Genomic DNA, 21430 nt, shown 5'->3' with positions numbered 1-21430 from the left:
TATAGAATTTAAACTATAACGCTATGAAACTGACTGTTAGAATGCAAAAGGTGATTTTAGAGCTAATTTGTCTGCTCTATATTTTACTGTTTGTTTATGCAGCAGTTAGTAAGCTGCTGGATTTTGAGAACTTTCAGGTGCAACTGGGGCAATCGCCCTTGTTGAGTGCTTTTGCGGGCTGGGTTTCATGGGGCGTACCTATTGTAGAAATTATAATTGCGTTAATGCTGGTTTTTCCAAGATTTCGTCTTGTAGGACTTTATGCTGCTTTCAGCCTGATGGTTATGTTTACTGCCTATATTTATATCATCTTACATTATAGTTCGTTTGTACCTTGTTCTTGTGGAGGTGTTTTGGAAAAAATGAGTTGGGATCAGCATCTGATATTTAATATTGTGTTTATTCTCATAGGTGCACAAGGTATTCTCCTACTCTCTCAAAAAAATAAAACAATTTTGTACTCCCTTCTCATTTGTAACGCTTTAAGCATTGGGATTATTGTTTTTCTGTTCAACTTGTCTGAAAATATCACCCAGTATCACAATAATTTTGTTAGACGATTTCCGCATTTTTCGACCGTCGAAAAGAATAAAGTGGATTTAAAGTACAATTCCTATTATTTTGCCGGCAGCGGCGAAGGCAAAATATTCTTAGGAAACTTCACAGCACCTCTACAAATCCTAATAATCGACACTGCATTAAAAACTAAAAACACACATCGTATTGAACTTGATAAGAAAAATTTACCATTCCGTTCTGTAACGGTAAGAGTAGTACCTCCATACTTTTTTATCACTGATGGAACGGTCCCTTGTATTTTTAGAGGTAGCATAACAGATTGGAAGGCAAAGTACATTATGAAAGGCTCTGAGTATTTTACAAAAATAGAACCTATAGATTCGATAACCATGGTAATCAGGGCAATGAACAAGAAAAATGGAGAAAGTGTTTTGGGAACGATAAACTTGCGCGATACTTTAAAAATACATCTGGAACCCAAACTATTGGAAAGGCAGATAGACGGTTTTTTGGATACGGATGGGTACTTACTTTATAATAGCAAATTGCAGCGGATTGTTTATCAGTATAGGTACAGAAACCAATTCATCGTGGCTGACCGAAACCTTAATATTGATTTTAGAGGCAATACAATTGATACCATTAGTCATCCCAAACTCGATATAAGATATGTGTCCAGCCGAGATGAAAAAAAATTCGGGACAGCTCCGCTGACTGTGAATAACGCAAACGCTGTTTATAGCAACTTACTTTTTGTTAATTCTGCATTGCCAGGGAAGTATGAGCCTACTTCAACTTGGAAGCATGCCAGCATCATCGATGTTTATAATCTTAATATCAACAGTTATATTTCTAGTTTTTACATCTATGATGTTAAAGGAAAAAAGCTCAACAGTCTTTTGATAATTGATGGTTTTTTATATGTATTGATTGACAATCAGCTAATAGTCTATAAATTAGGAAAAAGTATAACTAATAATTATGTTAAAATAGCTACGAAAAACAGATAGTTTTCTTTAAAAATATACTGCGCTGTATCAGGGATTAGATTGAAAACCTGTAAAAGAGTAGATCACAACACTTAAATTGTATTATTATGAAAACAAGTTTTTTCAAAATGATTCTGCCTATGGCAGTCATTACAGTAGGAATTGCAGGTGCGTTGAGCACTAAGGCAATGAGTAAAAATTCAGATGTTGACCCTATCCAAGGGTATAGTCATTTGGAAGACGATCCGTGTCACAAGGAAATTATGTGTGATCAAGCTGGAGTAAATGCATGTACTGTTGTGGGTGCGGGTCAGCTTTACGCTAAATCGGGTGCTACTTGTCCAACGCCACTGTTCAGATCGAACTAGGATATTAAGAAGCCTATAAACCGGGCAAAAATGCAATGCAGTTCCTTTCGGGGAACTGCATTGTTATTTTTTACTTTTTGGATAATTGGTTAAACTCAAGCTCCTGCTGACCATCAGGCAACATCCAAGCAGCTAATTTTTCATTTTTGAGATAATAAGCAAACCAATCCTCGATACGATGTGTAAGATCTTTTTGGTTCATTGGGTTATCCAAGTCATGCGCTTCCTCTGGATATACCAATAAAATATGTCTCTTTTGCAGTCTTCTCAAAGCAACATATAATTCTGTACTCTGATAATAGGGGACTTGAATATCTTTAGCACCATTCCATCCCAATAAAGGGGTTATAATATTAGTCGCGTGTAAAACGGGTGAATTTCGATTATAACTATCTGGATCTTCAAATAAGGATTTTTTCATTCGCAATTGGTGGTATTCAAAACGCCATGGATCAGGTTTTCCAATATTTAATCCTGGATAGAGGTAGGCACTTGTCAAATCAGTCCATGCAGCACCAGCAACCGCTGCGGCAAAAATATTGGTTTGTGTAATGATGAAGTTAGTTTCATAACCTCCAAACGAATGTCCAATCAAGCCTATTTTTTTTGGATTAATACTAGCAATTGCTAAAGCAGCTTTGGTGGCTGCCGTAACACAATCCGTTGCTGAAATTCCCGGATTACCGAGGGTATAGCTAATATCAGGACTCAATACAAAATAACCTTGGCTGGTCAGATTGGTCACATTAAATCCATCTCTACTATATTCTGAAGGATTGGTATAATCATAGAGATATTTTGTAAGGCGTTCATAAATATGAACGATCATTGGGTATTTTTTTTCCGGTTGATAGTTTGCTGGATAATGAAGTATTCCTTTTAACCGCGTACCGCTAGCATTTGTATAATCAATAAGTCGTGCAGTACCCCAATAATATTTTTTTTGGTGGGGATTACTTTTAAAAAACAGAGTCGATTTACCCTCATTCCCATTTTTTAGCATCAGCTCCGGTGAAAGGTCAAATTTTTGCTGCATGAATAAATAAACGGGGGCTTTTGCTGCTTTTAACAAATTGCTGATTTCTGATTTTTCAAATACCAAGGGGCACAAACCTTTGGAGTTTTGCCACAAATAATAGCCGGATTGACTAAAATCATCGGCTATCGCTTCTAGTAATAAAGGCGCACTCATATCAATGGTACCATTTGTAAAACCACTGTAATTCTGTTTTCTTTTTTGCAATTCCTGTTGTTCACTAATCCTAAATACGATATGATTTTCCCTACCGTTAGTAAGCCTTTTTGCTTTAGCATCGTCTGGAGTTATTTCCCAAATGTCGTGACTATCATAAATGAATAAAGTTTTATCGTTTGTACTCCATCCCGGATTACCATAAGCAAAGGCGTCTTCTCCTCTGTCGTGATAAACATTGTCTAAGGGGGCTTTTATTGAAGCGGTTACCTTTTTATGTGTATCATTCAAAATATCATACACCCACCAGTTTTTATCTTTAAAATAGGAAATATACTTTCCTCCGGGAGACACTAAAATGTTATTAGATAAACCTGAATGTTTTTGCAACAATAATTTTTTGTGTCCTGTTGCCATAGCTGTTATATAGTAGTCCCGATCACTATTCATTTTGAACTGCGGCTCATAGGCAAGAAAATCAGAGGTTACAGCATGTGTTTGGTTACCATTAAGCATTACTTCTGTAAAAGTATCGTCACTAAGTTGTTCAATACGATCTGTTTCAGGCCACCAAACATAGGTATGAGGTAAAAGATCGCGGGGGCCAATAATTTCTCGTTCTGGATAGGGGCTTTTATCATCTGCTTTCCAAATTTGAACAGCTTGTCGGTCAAATGGAGCGTATGACACCTCTTTTTGTATACCGAAAATGACTCTTTTGCAATCTTTAGAAATAGTAATACCATTCCAACTGCTGACTACTATATTCATAGTCAAAGGCATGTTTTTATGGGTAGCAGGATCTAAGGTGTAACCTTTCTTGTCTGCCAACTTATACAAAACCAATTGATTTTTTAACTGTACATCGTTTTTTGATTTTCTTAATGGCTGTTTCAAGAAAGCAATCGCCTTTCCCTCTTCCTGCCATACCGGATTATTGAAATTGTAGTCTGGTGTTTTTATTAATGAAATTGTCTCCAAATCATTTTGTAAAAATAAAAGACTGACTGATTTTGCGTTTTTTGAAGTAGTAAAATAAACTAAGGCATTGCCATTGGGATTCATCAGCCATTTACTTACATTGTCAATGGTTTGGATTTTTTTATTCTTTAAGTTTCGAACCACAAGTTTTGAATTGGTATCCGCTGCAGTGATAAATAAGATCAGGTATTTGCCATTTTTAGTAAAGGCATATCGTTTTACGTTCGGTATTTCTTCAATAGCGTTAGTGCTTAAATTTTGAAGTTGTAATTTATTATCCTTTGTTTGGCAGGTAAACCATTGCTCCTCATAAAAACTTTCATTGTATGCTTGCGGAAATTTAAAAGTTGCTTTACTAGTAGCATTTTTAAGGAACAAAGTATCCGTAACACTTTCATAGCGCAGAGCATAACTGATCCAGTTCCCTTTATCAGAAATTTTTTGTGGGTTAAGGCTGCTCCATAGTTTATAATCTGCAACTGTGAGTTCTTTTTTTTGTTTTTCCTGCCCAACAATAGGGCAGGAAACTAACAAAATAAATAGATAGCTAATGCAGCGGAGGAAACACAAAAACAAAACTGGTAATTGGGTAGTTTTATATCGTTTCATAAGTGTTGATTTAATAACCATAGTTTTGTGGTTTTAAATTAGGATTGAGCAGCAGTTCAGAATCGGGAATTGGAAACAATTTATCTTTAGTATCCCAACCCGGTTTCACCGGTGCTAATGCCTGATCGATAGTGTTGGTTCTTTTCAAATCAAAGAACCGATGTCCCAGTTCGGTAAAAAACTCAAAACGTCTTTCTTGCAGTACAGCATCTATAATTTCTGGTGCTGTATTTGCGGTTGTTTCGGAAAGTCCAGCTCTGAGTCTCACTTTATTTAAATCTTCCTTAGCGCCTTCAAGGTTGTTTTGATAAACTCTTGCCTCTGCCCGTATCAGGTACATTTCTGCCAATCGAAATAGAATCGAATATTCTACAGAACTTCCTGTATATTGAGATTTCTTATATTTCTTTGGATAGAACCAGCTAGATAATCCAGAGGTCACTGTGCCAATCCAATGGGTTTTACGCAAGTCATTAGGAGCAAAAGCAGCCATCAGGTTGTTGCTTAATGCAGATGAGGGAGGAGGGCCAGAAGTGAAAATAAAGGTGATCCCCTCTTCTGTATTTTTACCATCGACACCGGAAATTAGCTGCCAGATCGTTGCCGTACTTCCTTTTAAAAATTCGGCATCCAGATTGCTATTCCAAGTATATAATTCAGTGTTATTGATTACCAAAGACGCTTCATCGGCAGCATCATTCCAGGCTCTTGCGTAGAGACTTAGACGAGCCAATAAGGCATGAGCAACAGCTTTATTAGGGCGAACACGATCTTCAGTACTATAAGCTTCGGGGAGTAAACGAATCGCTTGTTTCAAATCGTTCTGTATCAAAACATAAACATCACTAAGTTCTTTTTTAGATACTTTAGCATTCTGACGGTAGTCTGTTGTTGTGATATAGGGAATACTCCCATAGAGATTCCCTAAATAAAAATGAAGTAAAGCTCTTATAAAGATCGCTTCGCCCATGAATTCATTTTTTGTAGCCTCTGTTAAAGATTTGGATTGTTGAATGCCTTCTAAGATCGCATTTGCTGCATAAATCTGATTATAGCTGTTGTTCCATAAATTAGCCAATTCTCTGTCAGAAGCACGCAGCGTATTGTTGTAAAAAGTTAGTGAGGTATTAAGGGGATTGCCAAAATAAGTAAGCTCATCTGTATAATTGCCCAATTGATGAGAGAGTCCGGATGTCGTACCGGCTAATAAGCCATTCTCACGCAGTTTAGCATATGTGGCAGCTAGGGCTGCATTTGCCGTTGCTTTATCTTCAAAAACAGTAACTCTTGTCAGTTGCGAATTGGGTTGAGGTACTTCTACAAAATCATCACAACTTAGCTGTAATGCACTGATAATTACTAAGAATAAGATAAGTCTTATTCCAGTCAATTCGCTGTACGGATACCACTTACCCAACCAGATATAACAGCCAATATTGGGTTGAGTATCTATATTGTTATTGCAATTATAAATACCCTTTTGATGTGTTTTTTTCATGGTTTTGTAAATTAAAAAGTTAGCTGAATCGAGCTTGTGAATACTTTTAACGGAGGTAAATACCCAATAGCTTTAAATTCAGGATCGGCTCCTTTGTATTTGGTAAGAGTTACCATATTTTGTCCTTGAATGGAGAGACGACATTGCATGTTTTTTGTCCATTTTTCTGGGACTACATAAGAAAGGGAAATGTTTTTTAAACGAATGTAAGAGGCGTCCGTTATAGCGGCATCACTTTCTACATAGTTGTAATAGGCTTGAACAGCACTTGAATTTGTTCCAGAAGTATATGCCTGATAAGGGTTTGTGTCTCCCGATGTTTGCCAATGGTTGGTAACATCACTTATTTGATTTGATCGGGTGCCGGGAACTCCAAACATGGTGGAGGCATTCCAATTTTCTTGTTTTACAAATTGAAACAGAAAATCCAATTGCACATGCTTGTATCTAAGTTGGTTTTGGAGTCCTCCATAGTATTTAGGATTTAAATCCTTTACTGTTTGTTTATCATCTGCAGCCGTAATTTGACCATCTTCGTTCACATCTTCAAACTGATAGATGCCCGTTTGTGGGTTTACCCCAATTAAATGATAGACCTTTTGGATATTCAAAGCTTGTCCAATTACAAATTGCCGGCTGTAAGTTGAGCTTTTCAAATCAGGAAAAGAGACCAATTTGTTTTTAGCTATTGTCAAATTAAAATTAGTAGTCCAATTGAATTGGCTTTTTTGAAAATTAACGGTGCGCAAAGTCAATTCAATTCCTTTATTTTCTACAGTAGCATTTAAGTTCGCCTGAATAGAGGTGAATCCAGTTGTAGCAGGCAATGGAGTACCCACCAATTGATTTGAAGAGCGATTGCTGTACCCACTGGCGGTAAAAAACAGTCTGTCTTTGAGGAAACCGGCTTCTAAGGCTATTTCCAATTTTTTATTGGATTCCCATGCAAAATTTGGATTGAACAATCGCGTTGGATATAAACCAATTGTGCCTTGGTAGTTGGATCCGGAAGAAGAGTAGGTGTCAAGATATTGGTAATCGCCAATTTGATCATTACCGCTGGTTCCGTAGCTTGCCCGAAGTTTTCCAAAACTTAAAAACGTATTAATAAGGGCAGTTTCTTTGGAGAATAACCAAGCTCCTCCAATAGCTCCAAAGTTAGCAAACTGATTTCCAGTGCCGAAACGACTGGATCCGTCCCTACGTCCTGTTATATTAATTAAATACCTATCAAGCCAATTATAGTTGATGCGACCAAAAAAGGCTTGGTATCTATAAATGCTTTCCATATTATTCAGTATGGAATTGGTATTGGCTGCAGCCAGGTTGTATATCAAATTGTTGCTGGAGAATCCTGTTCCTTGCTGTAGCAATTGGTGGCCTTTTTGTTCTTGAAAAGTACTGCCTAGGAGCAGCTCTATCCTTCCATTGCTTAAATTTTTTTTCCAATTTAACTGTGGCTCTGCAATCCAGGATTGTCGCTTTGCATTATCTAGGAATAGTGTTGAGGATTCGCTACCAAAACCAAAAGCGGGGTTGTATATGGTGGATGGTGATGTGCTCGTCTCTATATGACCCAAATCTGTATAGCCAAAACTGGATTTTACTTCCAGTTTCGGAAGTATCTGATAGGATAACTGTGTGTTAGTGATTAAATCATTAGTTTTAGACTTAAATTTTCCTTCGAGATTTCTCAAAGGGTTATTGAAAAATTTCCAATTTAGATGCCCCATATCATCATAAAGGGCAGGGGCATTAGGCGCAATGGTTCTGGCTTCTCTTGTAAAATCAGTTGAGGGCTGGTTATTATCCTGTAGTGTGTAACCAGCTGAGAAATTAATTTTAAATTTCTTGTTTTCCGATTCGTGATTTAGATTCAATAGTATGCCGTTTTTTTTATAGCTAAAATCACCCGGCATTACGGTAGTTTGCTTGGCGTAATTCCCGCTTATTAGAAACTGGGTTTGTGCATTGCCTGCGGATACAGTTGTTCCCAGATTTGTGAATTCGGCTGTTCCCCCAATTAAGATTTTTTGCCAATCGGTGTACCTATTAGCATCCCATTTGCCGTTTAAATCGTAGGCATTAGAAGGGTAGGTCGTTATGCCATCATTTACATAGGCTTGTTTGCGCATTTGCAGGTATTGTTGGGTATCCATCAAGTCCATATATCTGGTAATCTGCCCCAAACCGCTTGAAAGGTTCGCAGTAAATTTCGTTTTCCCTTCTTTGCCTTTTTTAGTTGTAATCAATACTACACCATTGGCTCCTCTAGAACCATATATGGCAGTTGCATCGGCATCTTTAAGCACTTCAATACTTTCAATAGTATCTGGATTGATGCTGTTAAGAGGACTTGATGCTTTTGAAAGTACGAGCGAAGTAATACTGTTACCTATAGATTCTGATGAATAGGGTACGCCATCTATAATGTATAGCGGGTCGTTTGCAATAGTACGCAAACTGTTCTGACCCCGTATTTGTATCGAAAATCCTCCTCCGGCAATCCCAGTTTCCTGAATAATATTGACTCCCGCCATGCGTCCCTGCATGGTAGCAAGAACATTCGTTACCGGTTGTTTTTCAATATCCTTTGATGTGATTTTAGCAATACTTCCGGTGCGCTCACTTTCTTTAACGCTATAGTAACCTGCGTTGACACTAACTTCCTGCAGTTGGGTAGCATCCTCTTGCATCTTGATGTCTACAACGGAGCGAGCATTAATTGGTATTGTAACGGTTTTAAATCCGATGAACGTAAAAACAAGAATGTCGTTGGGCGATGCTGTCAGAGTATATTTCCCATCCACGTCAGAGATAGTAACGGTTGTAGCTTTTCCTTTTATAGAAATTGTTACACCGGGTAAAGGATTGATGCCATCAGTAATGGTACCGCTTATTTGGTTTTGTTGTGGTAGCGACTGATTTTGCCTCAGTCTGTTGTTTGCTAGAGCAGGTGTACAACAGAGGTAAAAGCTGAAAATAAGCGGATACCAAAGTGCTCCCAATCCCTTGTTTAATGAAAAATTTTTCATAATATTGGTTTAGTTAAGTGAAACGTTAGTTTTGTTTGCGATGGTCCTCTATGCTAGTTTTCCGACCTGATTTAGAGGGCCTTTTTTTATGTGCTTATTATTTTGTCATAGGCGAGGGGTTTTGGTGTTAGTTTATGGTTGTTAGGTAGGAATAAATAACCTGCACCTTTTATTAACAAATTCAAATTAAATTAACTAGGCGATTATTCAATGGACCTATCGGTGCAGGTATTTCTTAGTTATTGGTCATGGGTTATTGGTTTAAAGTTGGCATAGGAATCTTGTGCCAGTTATGAAAAGGGCGTTTTCTTAACTGGGATTTTGTGGTTTAGTGATTCAAACCACTGCTAAGGTTTAGCTTAGGCTGTTTTAGGGATGTGTTTTTATTTTACTCATAGGCATGCGGGTTTTGCGGGTTAAACTGCTGCGAGACTACGAAAATGAAGAAGCGGTGCTAAGAATGAAGTTGAGTTTTACCTAAATATTGGACAAAAAAAATGGCATGGAACTCAGCTTACTGCCCTTGAGGTACTGGTATACCGTGCAACAATAAGTGAGCCCACGCCATGGGACGTGAGCATCTTACTTATCATCTAGTTGCAAAAATTACCAGTTTTCAAGAGCTAGATTCTAAGCGAATGCTTCAATATTTTATTTGAAGGATCGCAAATATATGTATTCAAAAGCAAATATAATAAAAAAATACCATACCACACATATATGTGTGGGATTAATATTTTTTTATAACGCAAATTTATCATGTGGAAGAAAAAGAATTAAATAGGGTACAGATTGCACTTGGGGCTACTATAAGGAGGATTAGAGAAGAAACAACAGATTTTTCTCAATCCAAATTATCTATTGAAGTAGGTATGTCAGAAAATCAGATTAGAAGAATCGAAAGAGGCGAAAGTAATCCAACAGTTAAAACTCTTACCAAAATAGCAAAGGCTTTAAAAGTAGACATTAAGATATTATTTGAGTAATTTAGTAGTTAGCACAAAAAAGAGATGGCTAGGCGTGTCTTTTTGTTTAATAGTGATACATACTACTTGTCAATTCGGGATTAAAGCTTGTCGAAAACGGAGGAATTGATTTCATGCTAAAGAATGACTTTCTATACGTTCTATATTTGAGGTATGGAATGGTATGAAATAATAGGATTTATTGTGGTTTGGTTTTTAGGTCTTTATCTGAGAGGGAAGATTTATGAGAGGGATAGGCATTATAATGAAAGCTGGAAGAGTAGGGGGAAGAGGTGGTAAGATTCTGAGAGGTGCCTTTTTTTGCTTAAGTAGATGAGGTATACAGCGCTAAAAAAAGCAACTGTAGTAGAATATACAATCTCCCTTCTGTCTTCTGAAATAATTTCTCTTATCTTTATAGTTCAATTATACGCCCATGAACTGGACAGCGAAACTAATCAAACATCGTGGTGAAAGCCGAATCGCCATTTATTTCGAAAAAAATCCAGATTGGATTGCCCGTATGAAGCAACAAGAAGGCTCGCGATGGAGCCAAACGCTAGGCGTATGGCACTTGCCTGACACCCTAGAGAACCGAATGAAGTTTCAGATTATCGAAACGCCTATCAAACGTCCTTCGGCAGAAGGAACAGTGCAAATAGAAAAATTCAGATACTGGCTACTATCCAAACGGTACAGTGAGAATACCATAAAAACCTATACCGAAGCTTTAAAATCCTTTCTGATATTCTACAACGAAAAGCCAGTTGCCGAAATCACGAATGACGATGTTATACGATACAATAATGAGTATATTTTGAATAATAATTTATCGGCATCGTATCAAAACCAAATTGTTAATGCGATCAAACTATTTTTTAAAACGGTGTTAGATACCAAAATAGAGTTCGACAAGATTCATCGTCCCAAACGCGCTAAAGTTTTGCCTAATGTATTGAGTAAGGAGGAAGTAAAATTGATATTGAATGCGCATAGCAACATTAAACACAAAATGATGTTGAGCTTAATTTATAGTTGTGGATTGCGTTGTGGCGAATTATTAGCGCTGCAACCTGTTCATATTGATTCGAAAAGGAATCTTGTAATGTTAAAAAATGCGAAAGGAAAGAAAGATAGAATCACCCCGTTAAGTCCGAAGATATTGGAAATGTTACGGGAATATTTTAAAGTTTACCAACCCACTGCCTATTTATTTGAAGGCCAAAAAGCAGGAACATCCTACGACGCACGAAGCCTACAACAAGTAATAAAGCAAGCGGTGCAAAAAGCAGGAATCTCAAAACCTGTTACTCTTCATTGGCTCCGTCACAGTTATGCTACCCATTTATTGGAAAGCGGAACCGATTTACGTTATATCCAAGAATTGCTGGGACACAATAGCAGTAAAACCACCGAAATTTATACTCACGTAAGTACGAAAAGTTTGCAACAAATAAAAAGTCCATTTGATGATTTGTAAGAATAATTTAATACATTTGAAAGAATAACAAAACGCAACCAAATAGCGTGTATACACCCTTTTCTGGGTGGCTATGCGCTACTTTGTAGCGCATATATACAAGTTGGCGGACAGCTTCAAAAAAAATCGGAAAACATAAAATATAATATTATGCCAAAGACAAAAGAAGATAGAATTAAAACTGTAATGGGTGGCGGAGGTCACGTCGTAATTCTTGGAGCTGGTGCAAGCATTGCTTCAACTTTTAGAAATGGCGAATTATATGGAAAAAAATTGCCTTCAATGGACAATTTTATTGAGATTTTAGGACTTGAAGATTTAATTAGTAATTTACCTGAAAATCTAATTGCTAAAAATTTTGAAACATTATATAGTAATCTTCATAAAGACAATCCAAAATCTGATTTAATTAAAGAAATTGAGTTTAGAATATCTGAATATTTTGGAGATATGCAATTACCAAATGAGCCTACAATTTATGATTATCTCGTTCTTTCACTTCGAGGAAAAGATCTAATTGCAACTTTTCATTGGGATCCTTTTCTTTACCAAGCTTGGATAAGAAATAGAGAATTTACAAACGATTTACCAAGACTTTCATTTCTTCACGGAAACGTTGCAATTGGATATAGTGCAGAAGACAAAAGATGTGGACCTGCTGGAATGTATATGCGGAAAGACGGTGGATATTTTGAACCAACTAAACTGTTATATCCAATTGAGCAAAAAAATTATACTGATGACGAATTCATAAATACTGAATGGGATAGATTAAAATATTGGTTAAATTCTGATTCAACTAAACTTGTAACAATTTTTGGTTATGGCGCTCCGAAATCAGACCTTGAAGCTGTCCAACTGCTAAATGAATCTTGGGGAACTGGAGAAAAAAGAAATATGGAGCAGTTTGAGATAATTGACATTCGTGATGAAGAAACTGTTAGAGAAAGTTGGGATAATTTTATTCATTCACATCATTATGATTATTCAAATAATTTTTTTGAAAGTTCACTTGCTGATAATCCAAGAAGAACAAGCGAAAGTTATTTCCAACATATTTTACCAATGACTCCGGATGAAGCATTTAGTGCAAGTAATCCTGTAAATTCTGAATTAAAAACTCTTGAAGAATTATGGGACTGGCACAGACCTTTAATAGAAGCAGAAAAAGAATACGAAAACAAGAATAAATAAAAAGCCGATCCGCCAACACACGCTACAAGCAATTTGGGTATTTGGTTTAATTTAAATATGGTTTTGTATTTGGAAGATTTGGCAAATCCGAAAATAGGGCTTAATTTAGTCCCAAACTGCGTGTAGCGCGGGAACGTTGTGCGTCATTTCAACAAACCGCATAAAATAAACGATATTTAAGAAAAAAAAACAGCTAAATGAAGAAAACATTAAAAATTTTAGGAATTATTTTATTTGTATTAATTGCCTTATACTTATTTTCAATTCCTTATTTACGAAGTAAAAATGTTGTTAAAGAAACTATGTTTTATACGCCAACAAAATATGACAATAAAAATATATTTAATCAATTAGATGCAAAATATCTAACGTATATTACAAAGGACTCCATAGTTTTCGCTGCGAATAAATTTATTTCATCTACGAAAGAGGATTCAGTCAAATTGAATCAAACAATATTGAAACGAAAATTTCAAAAATTTGAAAGAAACTCTAAATCTGAATTTTATACGATAACACCAAGGACTTATAAAAAGGCAGGTATATATATGTTAGGCAATCAGTTTAATATATTTAATATGCTTGATGACTTAACAGAACTTTCAAAGAAAGACAGCGTAAAAATTTATGTGATTGTTTATAATGGAAATGGTTACTCAAAGGGAGATTCCAATTTTTCAACTCAATTTAAAATTAATCAGAATTTCTTTGAATTCGTAAATTCTTCCAATTCAGTCGATTTTGTAGTAGGGCATTCATTGGGAACTGTTTTCGCAACTAAATTAGCAACAGATAATAAAATTCCAAAATTAGCACTATTAGCACCTGCATCAAATATAGATGATGTTGCAGATTATTTCATAGGCTTAGCGCCATTTTGGGCAAAACCATATTTCAATTTTTCGGAAATTAAAAAATCTGAATTTTCTAAGGAAGGAAACAATTCAGAAAACATTAAAAATTATTTTGGAAAGTTAATTTTATTACACGGAACAAAGGACGAAAATCTGCCCTTTTCAATGTCCGAAAAAATATATGAAAATTCAAAATCAAAAGATAAAACTCTGATAAAAATCGAAGACGGAGACCATTACGCACCATTAGTTGACGAAAACTGGACAAAACTTATACTCAAATTGAAATAAGAAACGAACGCACAACATCGTATTGGCAATAGGCGGGATGTAGTCTTCGATTGAAGATTTTAGCTATATTCAAATTTTGCTCTTCGATTGAAGTGTATTGCTAAAAAGCCCGCCCATCGCCAATACGCGACCGTTAGCGGCAATAGCCAAGAAAATCCAGATGAACAATAAAGTATATCACAAGACCGAACTTAAATCAAGCCAATTTATAACAGCTTTTTTTAGAAGTTTTATAATATTGATGCCTGGAATATTCTTGTTTACGAAAACCTATAACAATAAAACGGTTGCATATGTAATTTTAGCAACATTCATTTTACTCTCAATTTTTCTTATATTAAGAACTTTAAAGACTTTCGAAATTGGTTCCGAATACTTTGTGGTTAATAGGCCTTTTTTAAAACCCGAAATATTTAAAACTGCAAAAACCCGAAAAATTATTTTCTATGAATTTCAAATGGCTAGAGGAAAACACTTTGTTCTTAAAATAATTACAAATGATACTGAAAACGAATTTGCCCTTACCTATTTTGGTGAGGATTTGAGAAAAATAATTTCAGCTTTAAAAAGAGCTGGCGTTGAAGTTGAAAATTTAATTACTAGCCGTGGCTAAAGCCGCTAACCGCCTGTAACCTCAATCGCGGAGTTTTCGGTAAAATGAAGTTTTATTTTCACGAAGAAATTATATCTTAGCAGAGGAAACTCAGTTCGCTTTGATCCGCGACAGCGGTTACAGGCCACACGTTATCGCTCAGTGTAAAAGACAACGACAGAAATAAAAATGAACGACAGAAATAAAATGCCAACCGCACATTCAGGCACATTTGCTTGCCCCAACGCACGGGCGACCGCTTCGCAAGCAAAAGAGCCTGAATTTTACCAACGCCAAAAAACTGCCGAACTTAAATTGAATGAGGATTAAATGACAATTGAGGAAATATATTATTCTGAAGACATTAGTGTTCGTTCTTTCAACGTCTGTAATGACAATGACTTAAAAGACTTGAGTGCAATATTAAAACACTACCGTGAGCATAAAACTTTTGGCAATTTAAGAAATTGCGGAAGAAAGTCTAATGAAGAATTGACAGATTTATGTGTGAAATATATTGATTATGACGGTAGTCAAATAGTTGAGCCATCAAAACCTGAAAAACAACTTATTACGACAATATCTAGTTTTAATAGAACACAAAGGGAAATTGTAAATAGCTTTATCGAAATAAACTCAAATAATCTATCAAATAGGAGTAAAAATGCTATTACGTCCTTTCTAAATGGGAATTTAAAAATCAGAAACATTAGCGAGAGAATTTTAACTAATGATAGGTTCAATTTTCAAGATATAAAAAATGTCGGAACAAAAACAGTAACGGAGTTAAAGACTTTTATTCATACGATAACCGAATTTATCGAAAAGGTGGCGGAAGTTGAGAGCGAAAATGATTTAGTTGCTTTGCGAAACAGATTTTTCATTGAAAAAACATTTTCAATATCATCAATTCCAAATGAAATATTAGAGTCACAATCAATATTTAGCTTAGTTGACTTTTTGATAAGTAAAGACGCCATCTTTGATAAAAATCAAAACATCATTTTTCAGAAAGCCTTTAAAATTTATGACAAGCAACCCGAACTTACTTTGGATGATATAGCAGAGGAAATAAATATTTCAAGAGAAAGAGTCCGGCAAATAAGGAAAGGTATTGTGGAAAATTTATTCAATAGCCTCCAATTTACTAAAAATATTGAAGACGATTTATATCAGAAATACAATATTGACCAAACCCAACTTTTGACCAATATTGAAGATGATTTGAATAATTTGATTAATGACGTTAATAAAACTAATTTTTCAAATGAATTTAACTCATTCGTAATCTACACATACATTTCTGATAAATTTGATCTTATTGGAGAGATTGAAGATGTTTTGCTACCTAAGTATTTTAATTCAAGAGAGCGTCATAATTGGGATAATTTTTATTTAGTGAACAAGAAAATAAGTTGTTTATTCAATTTCATTGATTTTGCTAATGACCTAGATAAAAGATCAAGTGAACGTATAGAAGAAAGTTACATTTTCAACTTTAAAAGTTACTTATTGAGTTTTTTAACATCAACTAATTTAGATGTAATAAATAACATATCAGAAGTTGCCGAAAAAATTCTAAATAATGAATTTGGAATTTATATTGATACTAATGACAATATTAAATTTACTAGAAATTCTCTAAAGCAAGCACACGAATATGCTTATGAAGCTTTAAAATTATTAGGTAAGCCATCAAAAGTCAATGAGATTACCAAGAAAGTTGAAGAATTACATCCCGATTATGAAACTAATGAAGCAAAAGTGCGTGCCTCTATGAAAAGAGATAATGGTTTTGTTCCTATTGGTCGAAGAAGCATATTTGGATTAAAGGAATGGGAAAATGAATTAGAAAATTTTAAAGGAGGAACTATTCGTCAAATAGTTGCTGAATATTTGAGTAACTGTTCATCACCACAGCATTACTCAGATATTACTTCTTATGTTTTACAATTTCGACCAAAGACAAATGAATACAGTATTATTCAAAACATAAAATTAGATGAATCTAAAACATTTATTTTCTTTAAAAACTCATTTGTCGGATTGTTAAATAAAACATATGACAAAACCTTTGTTTCAATGACGAATTCAGAAACAATTGAAAAAAAATCTTGGGAAGAAAGATATACTGAGCTCACAGGATTTTTAGCTTTAAACAATAGATTACCTTTTTCAAGTGGTTGTCCTGAATACGAAATCAAACTTTACAGATGGTATAAAATCCAAGTTGGAAAAACAAAAAATAGGGGAATCGAAGAAGAAAAAAGTAATTTGATAAACGAGATAATTAAAAATTTCGAAAAAGGTGAATCTACTCAAAGGACAAGCACAAATAATATAGGAAGAAGAAAAAAGGTGAGTAGTAATTCTAAATATACATATGAAGACCTAACTAAATTTATAAGTATTAATAAGCGGATGCCCGACTCCAGAGATCCAAATGAAAGTAGCCTTTATCAATTTTATTATAGAAACAAAAAGACTCTCGAAAATATTGATGCTCTATCAGCACAAGATGTAAAATTAGTGGAATTAATAGAGAAATTTGGATCTTCTAAACATCCTAAATATACAATTGATCAACTGATGGAATTTATTAAGATCAATAAGAGAATGCCCGATTCCAGAGAAACTAATGAAAGAGGTCTTTATCAGTTTCTTTATAAACAAAGAAAGTTGTTTGAACAAGGAGAATTAGAACAATCCGAAGAAAACCAATTTATTGAAATCGCTAAAATAATTCAAAATTATAAGTATGAAAATAAAAGAAACTAAAGTATTGCAAGAGCAAAGATTGAATGAAATATCAACGGAAAAAGGTGTTGATTATGATTCATTAAAGTCGCTACTTGAATCTGTTAGAACAAAGAAGTTGCTGAAAAGAAATAATTATCATCAGCAAAAAATTAATGACGTTATTGAAAAAGCAACAAAATGAAATTTTCAAACATAGAAATAAATAATTTCAGGCAGTATTACAACTCTGTAAATGTTGACCTTGAAACAAATGATGAAAAGAACATCATAATTATTGGAGGTCGAAACGGTTATGGTAAAACAAACTTTCTGCTTTCAATCGTGTGGTGTCTATTTGGCGATAAGATTTCACAGATAGATGAGAATTTCAAAAAAGAGATTCAAAAGGAAAAAAACTATTCTTCCTTTATGCAACAATCTATTAATTGGACAGCCAAAAAAGAAAATAAAACCAAATTCTCAGTAAGCATTAAAATATCAGATATTGAATTACCAGAATTAAGAACACTTAATTCAAATACAGATTCTATACTTATAAAAAGAACTTTTGATGTTGCTTCAATGAATGAAGCTCTTTCAATCATTGATGTTGCTTCAAACCTTGAAATATTTGATGATGAAAGTGATAAAATCAATTTTATTAACGATTACATCATTCCAATTGACGCAGCAAAATTTGTGTTTTTTGATGCTGAAAAAATAGCAGAAATAGCAAATTTATCAATAAAAGATGAAGGCAGTTTTATTAATGATGCTCTAGGAAAGATTTTAGGTTTAGATACATATGAGACTTTAATTGAGGACATTGAATATTATATCAATAGTTTGAAAAAAGAAGGAGCATCAAAAAACCTTCAAGAACAAATAATCAATAACGAAAAAGCGATTGAAATTTCAGAAGATCAAATTAATAATCTTGAAGAAGAAAATGCTGAAAGACTTAAAGAAATTGATGATTTAAGGAAAAAAATTAGAGAATATGACAATCTAATTTCACAACATAGCAAGCAAGGTAATTCTATATTTGATCGAAACGCTGTGATAATTGAAATTGATAAATTAAAGGCTAAAGAAGTAGAACTCAATGAACGATTTAATGAATTAAGTGAAATTATCCCTCTTGCTATTCTCACAGGAAAACTGGAAGAAGTAAAAGAGCATTTGGACATTCAAGAAAAAAACGAACTTTCACAAAACTCATCAAAAGAAAACTCGGATAAAATTGAAAACTTTATTGAACTACTATTCAATAAACCTCCTGAGCCAGAAAATTCTACAATGTCTTTAAAGGACAAAATGTTTTATTACGAAAAAGCACAAACATTAGGTTCGCAACTATTTAAAGAAAATGGTGAATATTCAGAGCTTGAATTTGAACACGATCTAAATAATTCTGAAAAGAAGCTAATAGCAGATGCTATCAACTTGGTTAATACACAATCCAAAGATTTATTTGAAACTACAATTGAAGAATTTAACGAGATAAAAGTAAAACTATCAGATTTAAATAAAACCCTAAGTAAAGTTGACGCAGATCTTGAAGACGAATTAATTCTTGAGTATTCTTCTAAAAAAGAAACAGCAGATTATAATATTACAGAAAAAAACAGGCAAATTGGTGAGAATAATCAACAAATCACAAAACTGAGAAGTGATATAGTACGACTCAATCAACAATTAGTTACCCTTGTAAAGAAAGTTGACATTAATGAACAGAATAAATTGAAAATTCAAAAGAGTAATCAATATATTGATGTTTTAAATCAGTTTCTTGATGAACAAAAGAATAATCATAAAGATAGCTTGGAAGAGACAATTCTTTCTGAACTTAAAATTCTTATGCACAAATTGAATAGCGAGCCTAATCAGACTAAATTTATTGAAGATGTAAAGGTTACTATTCTTGCTTCAGGGCAAGGAATGAAAATCACACTTTTTGACCAAGATGATAATGAGATCAGAAAAGAAAGTCTTTCATCAGGAGAAAAGCAAATTTATATCTCTTGTTTGATAAAGGCTATTTTAAAAGAATCAGTTAAAAATCTTCCAATTTTCATTGATACGCCATTAGGAAGGCTTGACGAGGAACACAGAGATAGTATTACTAAAAAATATTATCCAACACTTTCTGAACAGGTTGTTTTATTCTCTACAAACAGTGAGATAACACCAAAAAGATTCAAAGAGATTTCAGGTAACATTTCAAAATCATATTTACTTTTCAATGATGGAGTAAATACAAATTTAAAAAACGGATATTTCAATAGTTATGAGAATTAAAATAAGCAAAGAAAACGATGAGTTACTTTATAGAATAAAAACTCTATATAACTTTAAAAATGATGGTGTTGTTCCAAGAATTGCTTTATCTTTTAGTTTGCTTTCTGGTAAATTATTTGATATAGAAAAAGAGATAACACCAAGTTCAGATGGTAAAGAATTTCGTGATGATAAAGCATTATTTGGGACAGTTATTGGAGAAGGTTCAAATCTCGTAATTTTCAAAACTATTGTTGACCAACATTATAGCAAGAATACTTTTGAGGATGAATTTGCGAAACTCTTCAAACTTCATTTAAATCACGGTTTAAATATTTGGAATGAAAAAATTGAAAGCTCTAATATTTCCAATGGAGACCATATTGATATTCTTCTAAAATCTATAAAAAATGGACTTACATTAAGGTCAAATACTGTTAAAATAAACAGTGGAATTGTTCAAATGAATTCAATGAAAGAAATCACTTCATTACTCTCGTTTGAACTGGGTAAAACGGAAAGTGGTGAAACAATTGAAATTAGAATAAATGATTTGAGAGAGTTTGATAACAGAAATATGGCTATCGCAGGTATGGCAGGTTCAGGCAAAACTCAATTGATGAAAGATATACTTTATCAAATTTCTAAGAATACAAATAATGAGTTAAAGTTTATATTTTTTGATTACAAAGGAGAAGGTAATCCTTCACAATTAAAGCCATTTCTTGATGCAACAAAATGTGAATTTATTGATATAGTAAATGACAATGGTGTGAAATTCAACCCTTTTTTATCAATTAGTTTAGACGAGAGACAACGACCTTTTAGTATCAAAGCTTTTGTTGATACAATTGCCACCTTTGTTCCAAGCGTTGGTGTAGCTCAAAAAAATATTTTAACAAATGTAATTACAGACCTATTTGATAGTAAAAACGGGGCTTATCCAACAATTAATGAATTGTTTGAAGCAATAGAAGAATATTACGAAGAAAATAATCGAAGACCAGATACGCTTTTTGCAGGCATTCAAGACTTGACAACTAACATTTTTAATTGTGACCCAAACAATCCAAATATTTTAGATAAGAGCTTGTACTTAAATCTGCCCCCTGCTCTTTCAGACACATTAAGACAGCTTGTTGTGTTTTTGTTATTAAGATATTTCAATACTTATTTTAGTTCGACAAATGATTGCGAACCAGTTGATCATATTTTTCCACTTCGATATGTAATTGTAATTGACGAGGCACATATTTATTTAAAAAACAAAAATGCAAGAAAAGCACTTGAAGAACTTTTAAGACTTTTAAGATCCAAAGGTGTAATAATAGTAATGTTATCTCAAGGAGTTGAAGACTATAAAACAAAAGACTTTGATTTTGCTTCTCAAGTGAAATTACCAATTTGTTTAAATGTTCAAAACAAGGATTACAAGGCAATAAGCAATTTTGTTGGTACACCGAGCAGTAAATACAAACTCGAAACAGAAATCAAAAAATTAGAATCGGGGAAAGGTCTAATAAATATAGGTGAACCTAAAATTATTGAGCTAAGACAATGGTGGAAAACAAAAAAAGAAGAAAATATATAATGCCAACCCTTCACAGTCACACACATTGCCAAGCCGCACAAGCCAACGCTACAACCCAAGCTTGGCAAAGAGTGTGTCTGTCCAACCGCACGAGCAAAACGACCGACAAACCAGCGGACGAAAAAGAACACCGAAGCGATAACAGGCGTTTGGCTCAATGGCGGGTGAAGTGGTTAATTGAACATTCTACCTCGCATCAACTTTTGTGGTGTATTGACAGTTTTGAGTCCCGAAATCCGCCACTGCGCCAAGC

The 21430-nt window shown here is 34.1% G+C and carries 15 protein-coding genes; 12 read left to right on the top strand and 3 right to left on the bottom strand.

Translation table 11 applies throughout. The features are described 5' to 3' along the window. Positions 1-23 precede the first annotated feature (23 nt). Together LNP27_RS01095 and LNP27_RS01090 are read left to right on the top strand one after the other, a co-directional pair. A complete protein-coding gene (locus LNP27_RS01095; RefSeq protein WP_229942699.1) occupies positions 24-1529 on the top strand; it encodes a MauE/DoxX family redox-associated membrane protein in 1506 nt (501 codons plus the stop codon). Positions 1530-1615: 86 nt separating this feature from the next. After that, a complete protein-coding gene (locus LNP27_RS01090) occupies positions 1616-1876 on the top strand; it encodes a DUF6520 family protein (RefSeq protein WP_229942698.1) in 261 nt (86 codons plus the stop codon). A 70-nt stretch (positions 1877-1946) separates the two neighbouring features. Here the strand turns inward: LNP27_RS01090 and LNP27_RS01085 are convergent, their stop codons facing one another. From LNP27_RS01085 to LNP27_RS01075, 3 genes are read right to left on the bottom strand one after another with little or no spacing between them, the layout of a single operon-like run. Continuing rightward, positions 1947-4658 (bottom strand): alpha/beta hydrolase family protein, encoded by a 2712-nt coding sequence (locus tag LNP27_RS01085; protein ID WP_229942697.1) that lies wholly within the window; start codon positions 4656-4658, stop codon positions 1947-1949. Positions 4659-4668: 10 nt separating this feature from the next. Beyond that, positions 4669-6156, bottom strand: a complete 1488-nt coding sequence (locus tag LNP27_RS01080) for a RagB/SusD family nutrient uptake outer membrane protein (RefSeq protein ID WP_229942695.1) — start codon at positions 6154-6156, stop codon at positions 4669-4671. 11 nt (positions 6157-6167) lie between these two features. Next, positions 6168-9191, bottom strand: coding sequence for a SusC/RagA family TonB-linked outer membrane protein (locus tag LNP27_RS01075; protein WP_229942694.1), 3024 nt, complete (start codon positions 9189-9191; stop codon positions 6168-6170). A 761-nt stretch (positions 9192-9952) separates the two neighbouring features. Between LNP27_RS01075 and LNP27_RS01070 the strand changes: the two genes are divergently transcribed. From LNP27_RS01070 to LNP27_RS01025, 10 genes are all read left to right on the top strand, one after another. Beyond that, on the top strand, positions 9953-10177 hold the full coding sequence (locus LNP27_RS01070) for a helix-turn-helix domain-containing protein (protein WP_229942693.1): 225 nt from the start codon (positions 9953-9955) through the stop codon (positions 10175-10177). Between the two features lie 415 nt (positions 10178-10592). Further along, positions 10593-11636: a site-specific tyrosine recombinase/integron integrase gene (gene xerA, locus LNP27_RS01065; RefSeq protein ID WP_229942692.1), complete on the top strand. Its 1044-nt coding sequence runs from the start codon at positions 10593-10595 to the stop codon at positions 11634-11636. 150 nt (positions 11637-11786) lie between these two features. Continuing rightward, positions 11787-12830, top strand: coding sequence for a hypothetical protein (locus tag LNP27_RS01060; RefSeq protein WP_229942665.1), 1044 nt, complete (start codon positions 11787-11789; stop codon positions 12828-12830). Positions 12831-13027: 197 nt separating this feature from the next. Then, positions 13028-13975, top strand: a complete 948-nt coding sequence (locus tag LNP27_RS01055; RefSeq protein ID WP_229942691.1) for an alpha/beta hydrolase — start codon at positions 13028-13030, stop codon at positions 13973-13975. 160 nt (positions 13976-14135) lie between these two features. Further along, entirely contained in the window at positions 14136-14588 is a 453-nt protein-coding gene (locus LNP27_RS01050) for a hypothetical protein (RefSeq protein WP_229942690.1), read from the top strand. A gap of 168 nt (positions 14589-14756) precedes the next feature. Beyond that, positions 14757-14897 carry a hypothetical protein gene (locus LNP27_RS01045; RefSeq protein ID WP_229942689.1) on the top strand — a complete coding sequence of 47 codons (141 nt, stop codon included), beginning with the start codon at positions 14757-14759 and terminating at the stop codon, positions 14895-14897. Next, a complete protein-coding gene (locus LNP27_RS01040; RefSeq protein ID WP_229942688.1) occupies positions 14898-17345 on the top strand; it encodes a sigma factor-like helix-turn-helix DNA-binding protein in 2448 nt (815 codons plus the stop codon). It begins immediately after the preceding gene. Further along, positions 17326-17508 carry a DNA modification system-associated small protein gene (locus LNP27_RS01035; RefSeq protein ID WP_229942687.1) on the top strand — a complete coding sequence of 61 codons (183 nt, stop codon included), beginning with the start codon at positions 17326-17328 and terminating at the stop codon, positions 17506-17508. Before LNP27_RS01040 ends, LNP27_RS01035 begins: the two co-directional genes overlap by 20 nt. Further along, positions 17505-19607, top strand: a complete 2103-nt coding sequence (dndD, locus tag LNP27_RS01030) for a DNA sulfur modification protein DndD (protein ID WP_229942686.1) — start codon at positions 17505-17507, stop codon at positions 19605-19607. The genes LNP27_RS01035 and dndD overlap by 4 nt, the downstream gene beginning before the upstream one ends. After that, positions 19597-21177 (top strand): DndE family protein, encoded by a 1581-nt coding sequence (locus tag LNP27_RS01025; protein WP_229942685.1) that lies wholly within the window; start codon positions 19597-19599, stop codon positions 21175-21177. The genes dndD and LNP27_RS01025 overlap by 11 nt, the downstream gene beginning before the upstream one ends. Positions 21178-21430: the final 253 nt, after the last annotated feature.

This window comes from Flavobacterium galactosidilyticum (assembly GCF_020911945.1).
Classification (GTDB): Bacteria; Bacteroidota; Bacteroidia; order Flavobacteriales; family Flavobacteriaceae; genus Flavobacterium; species Flavobacterium galactosidilyticum.
The sequence above is the reverse complement of the archived record's forward strand: the minus strand, read 5'-3'. Positions and strand labels throughout refer to the sequence as shown.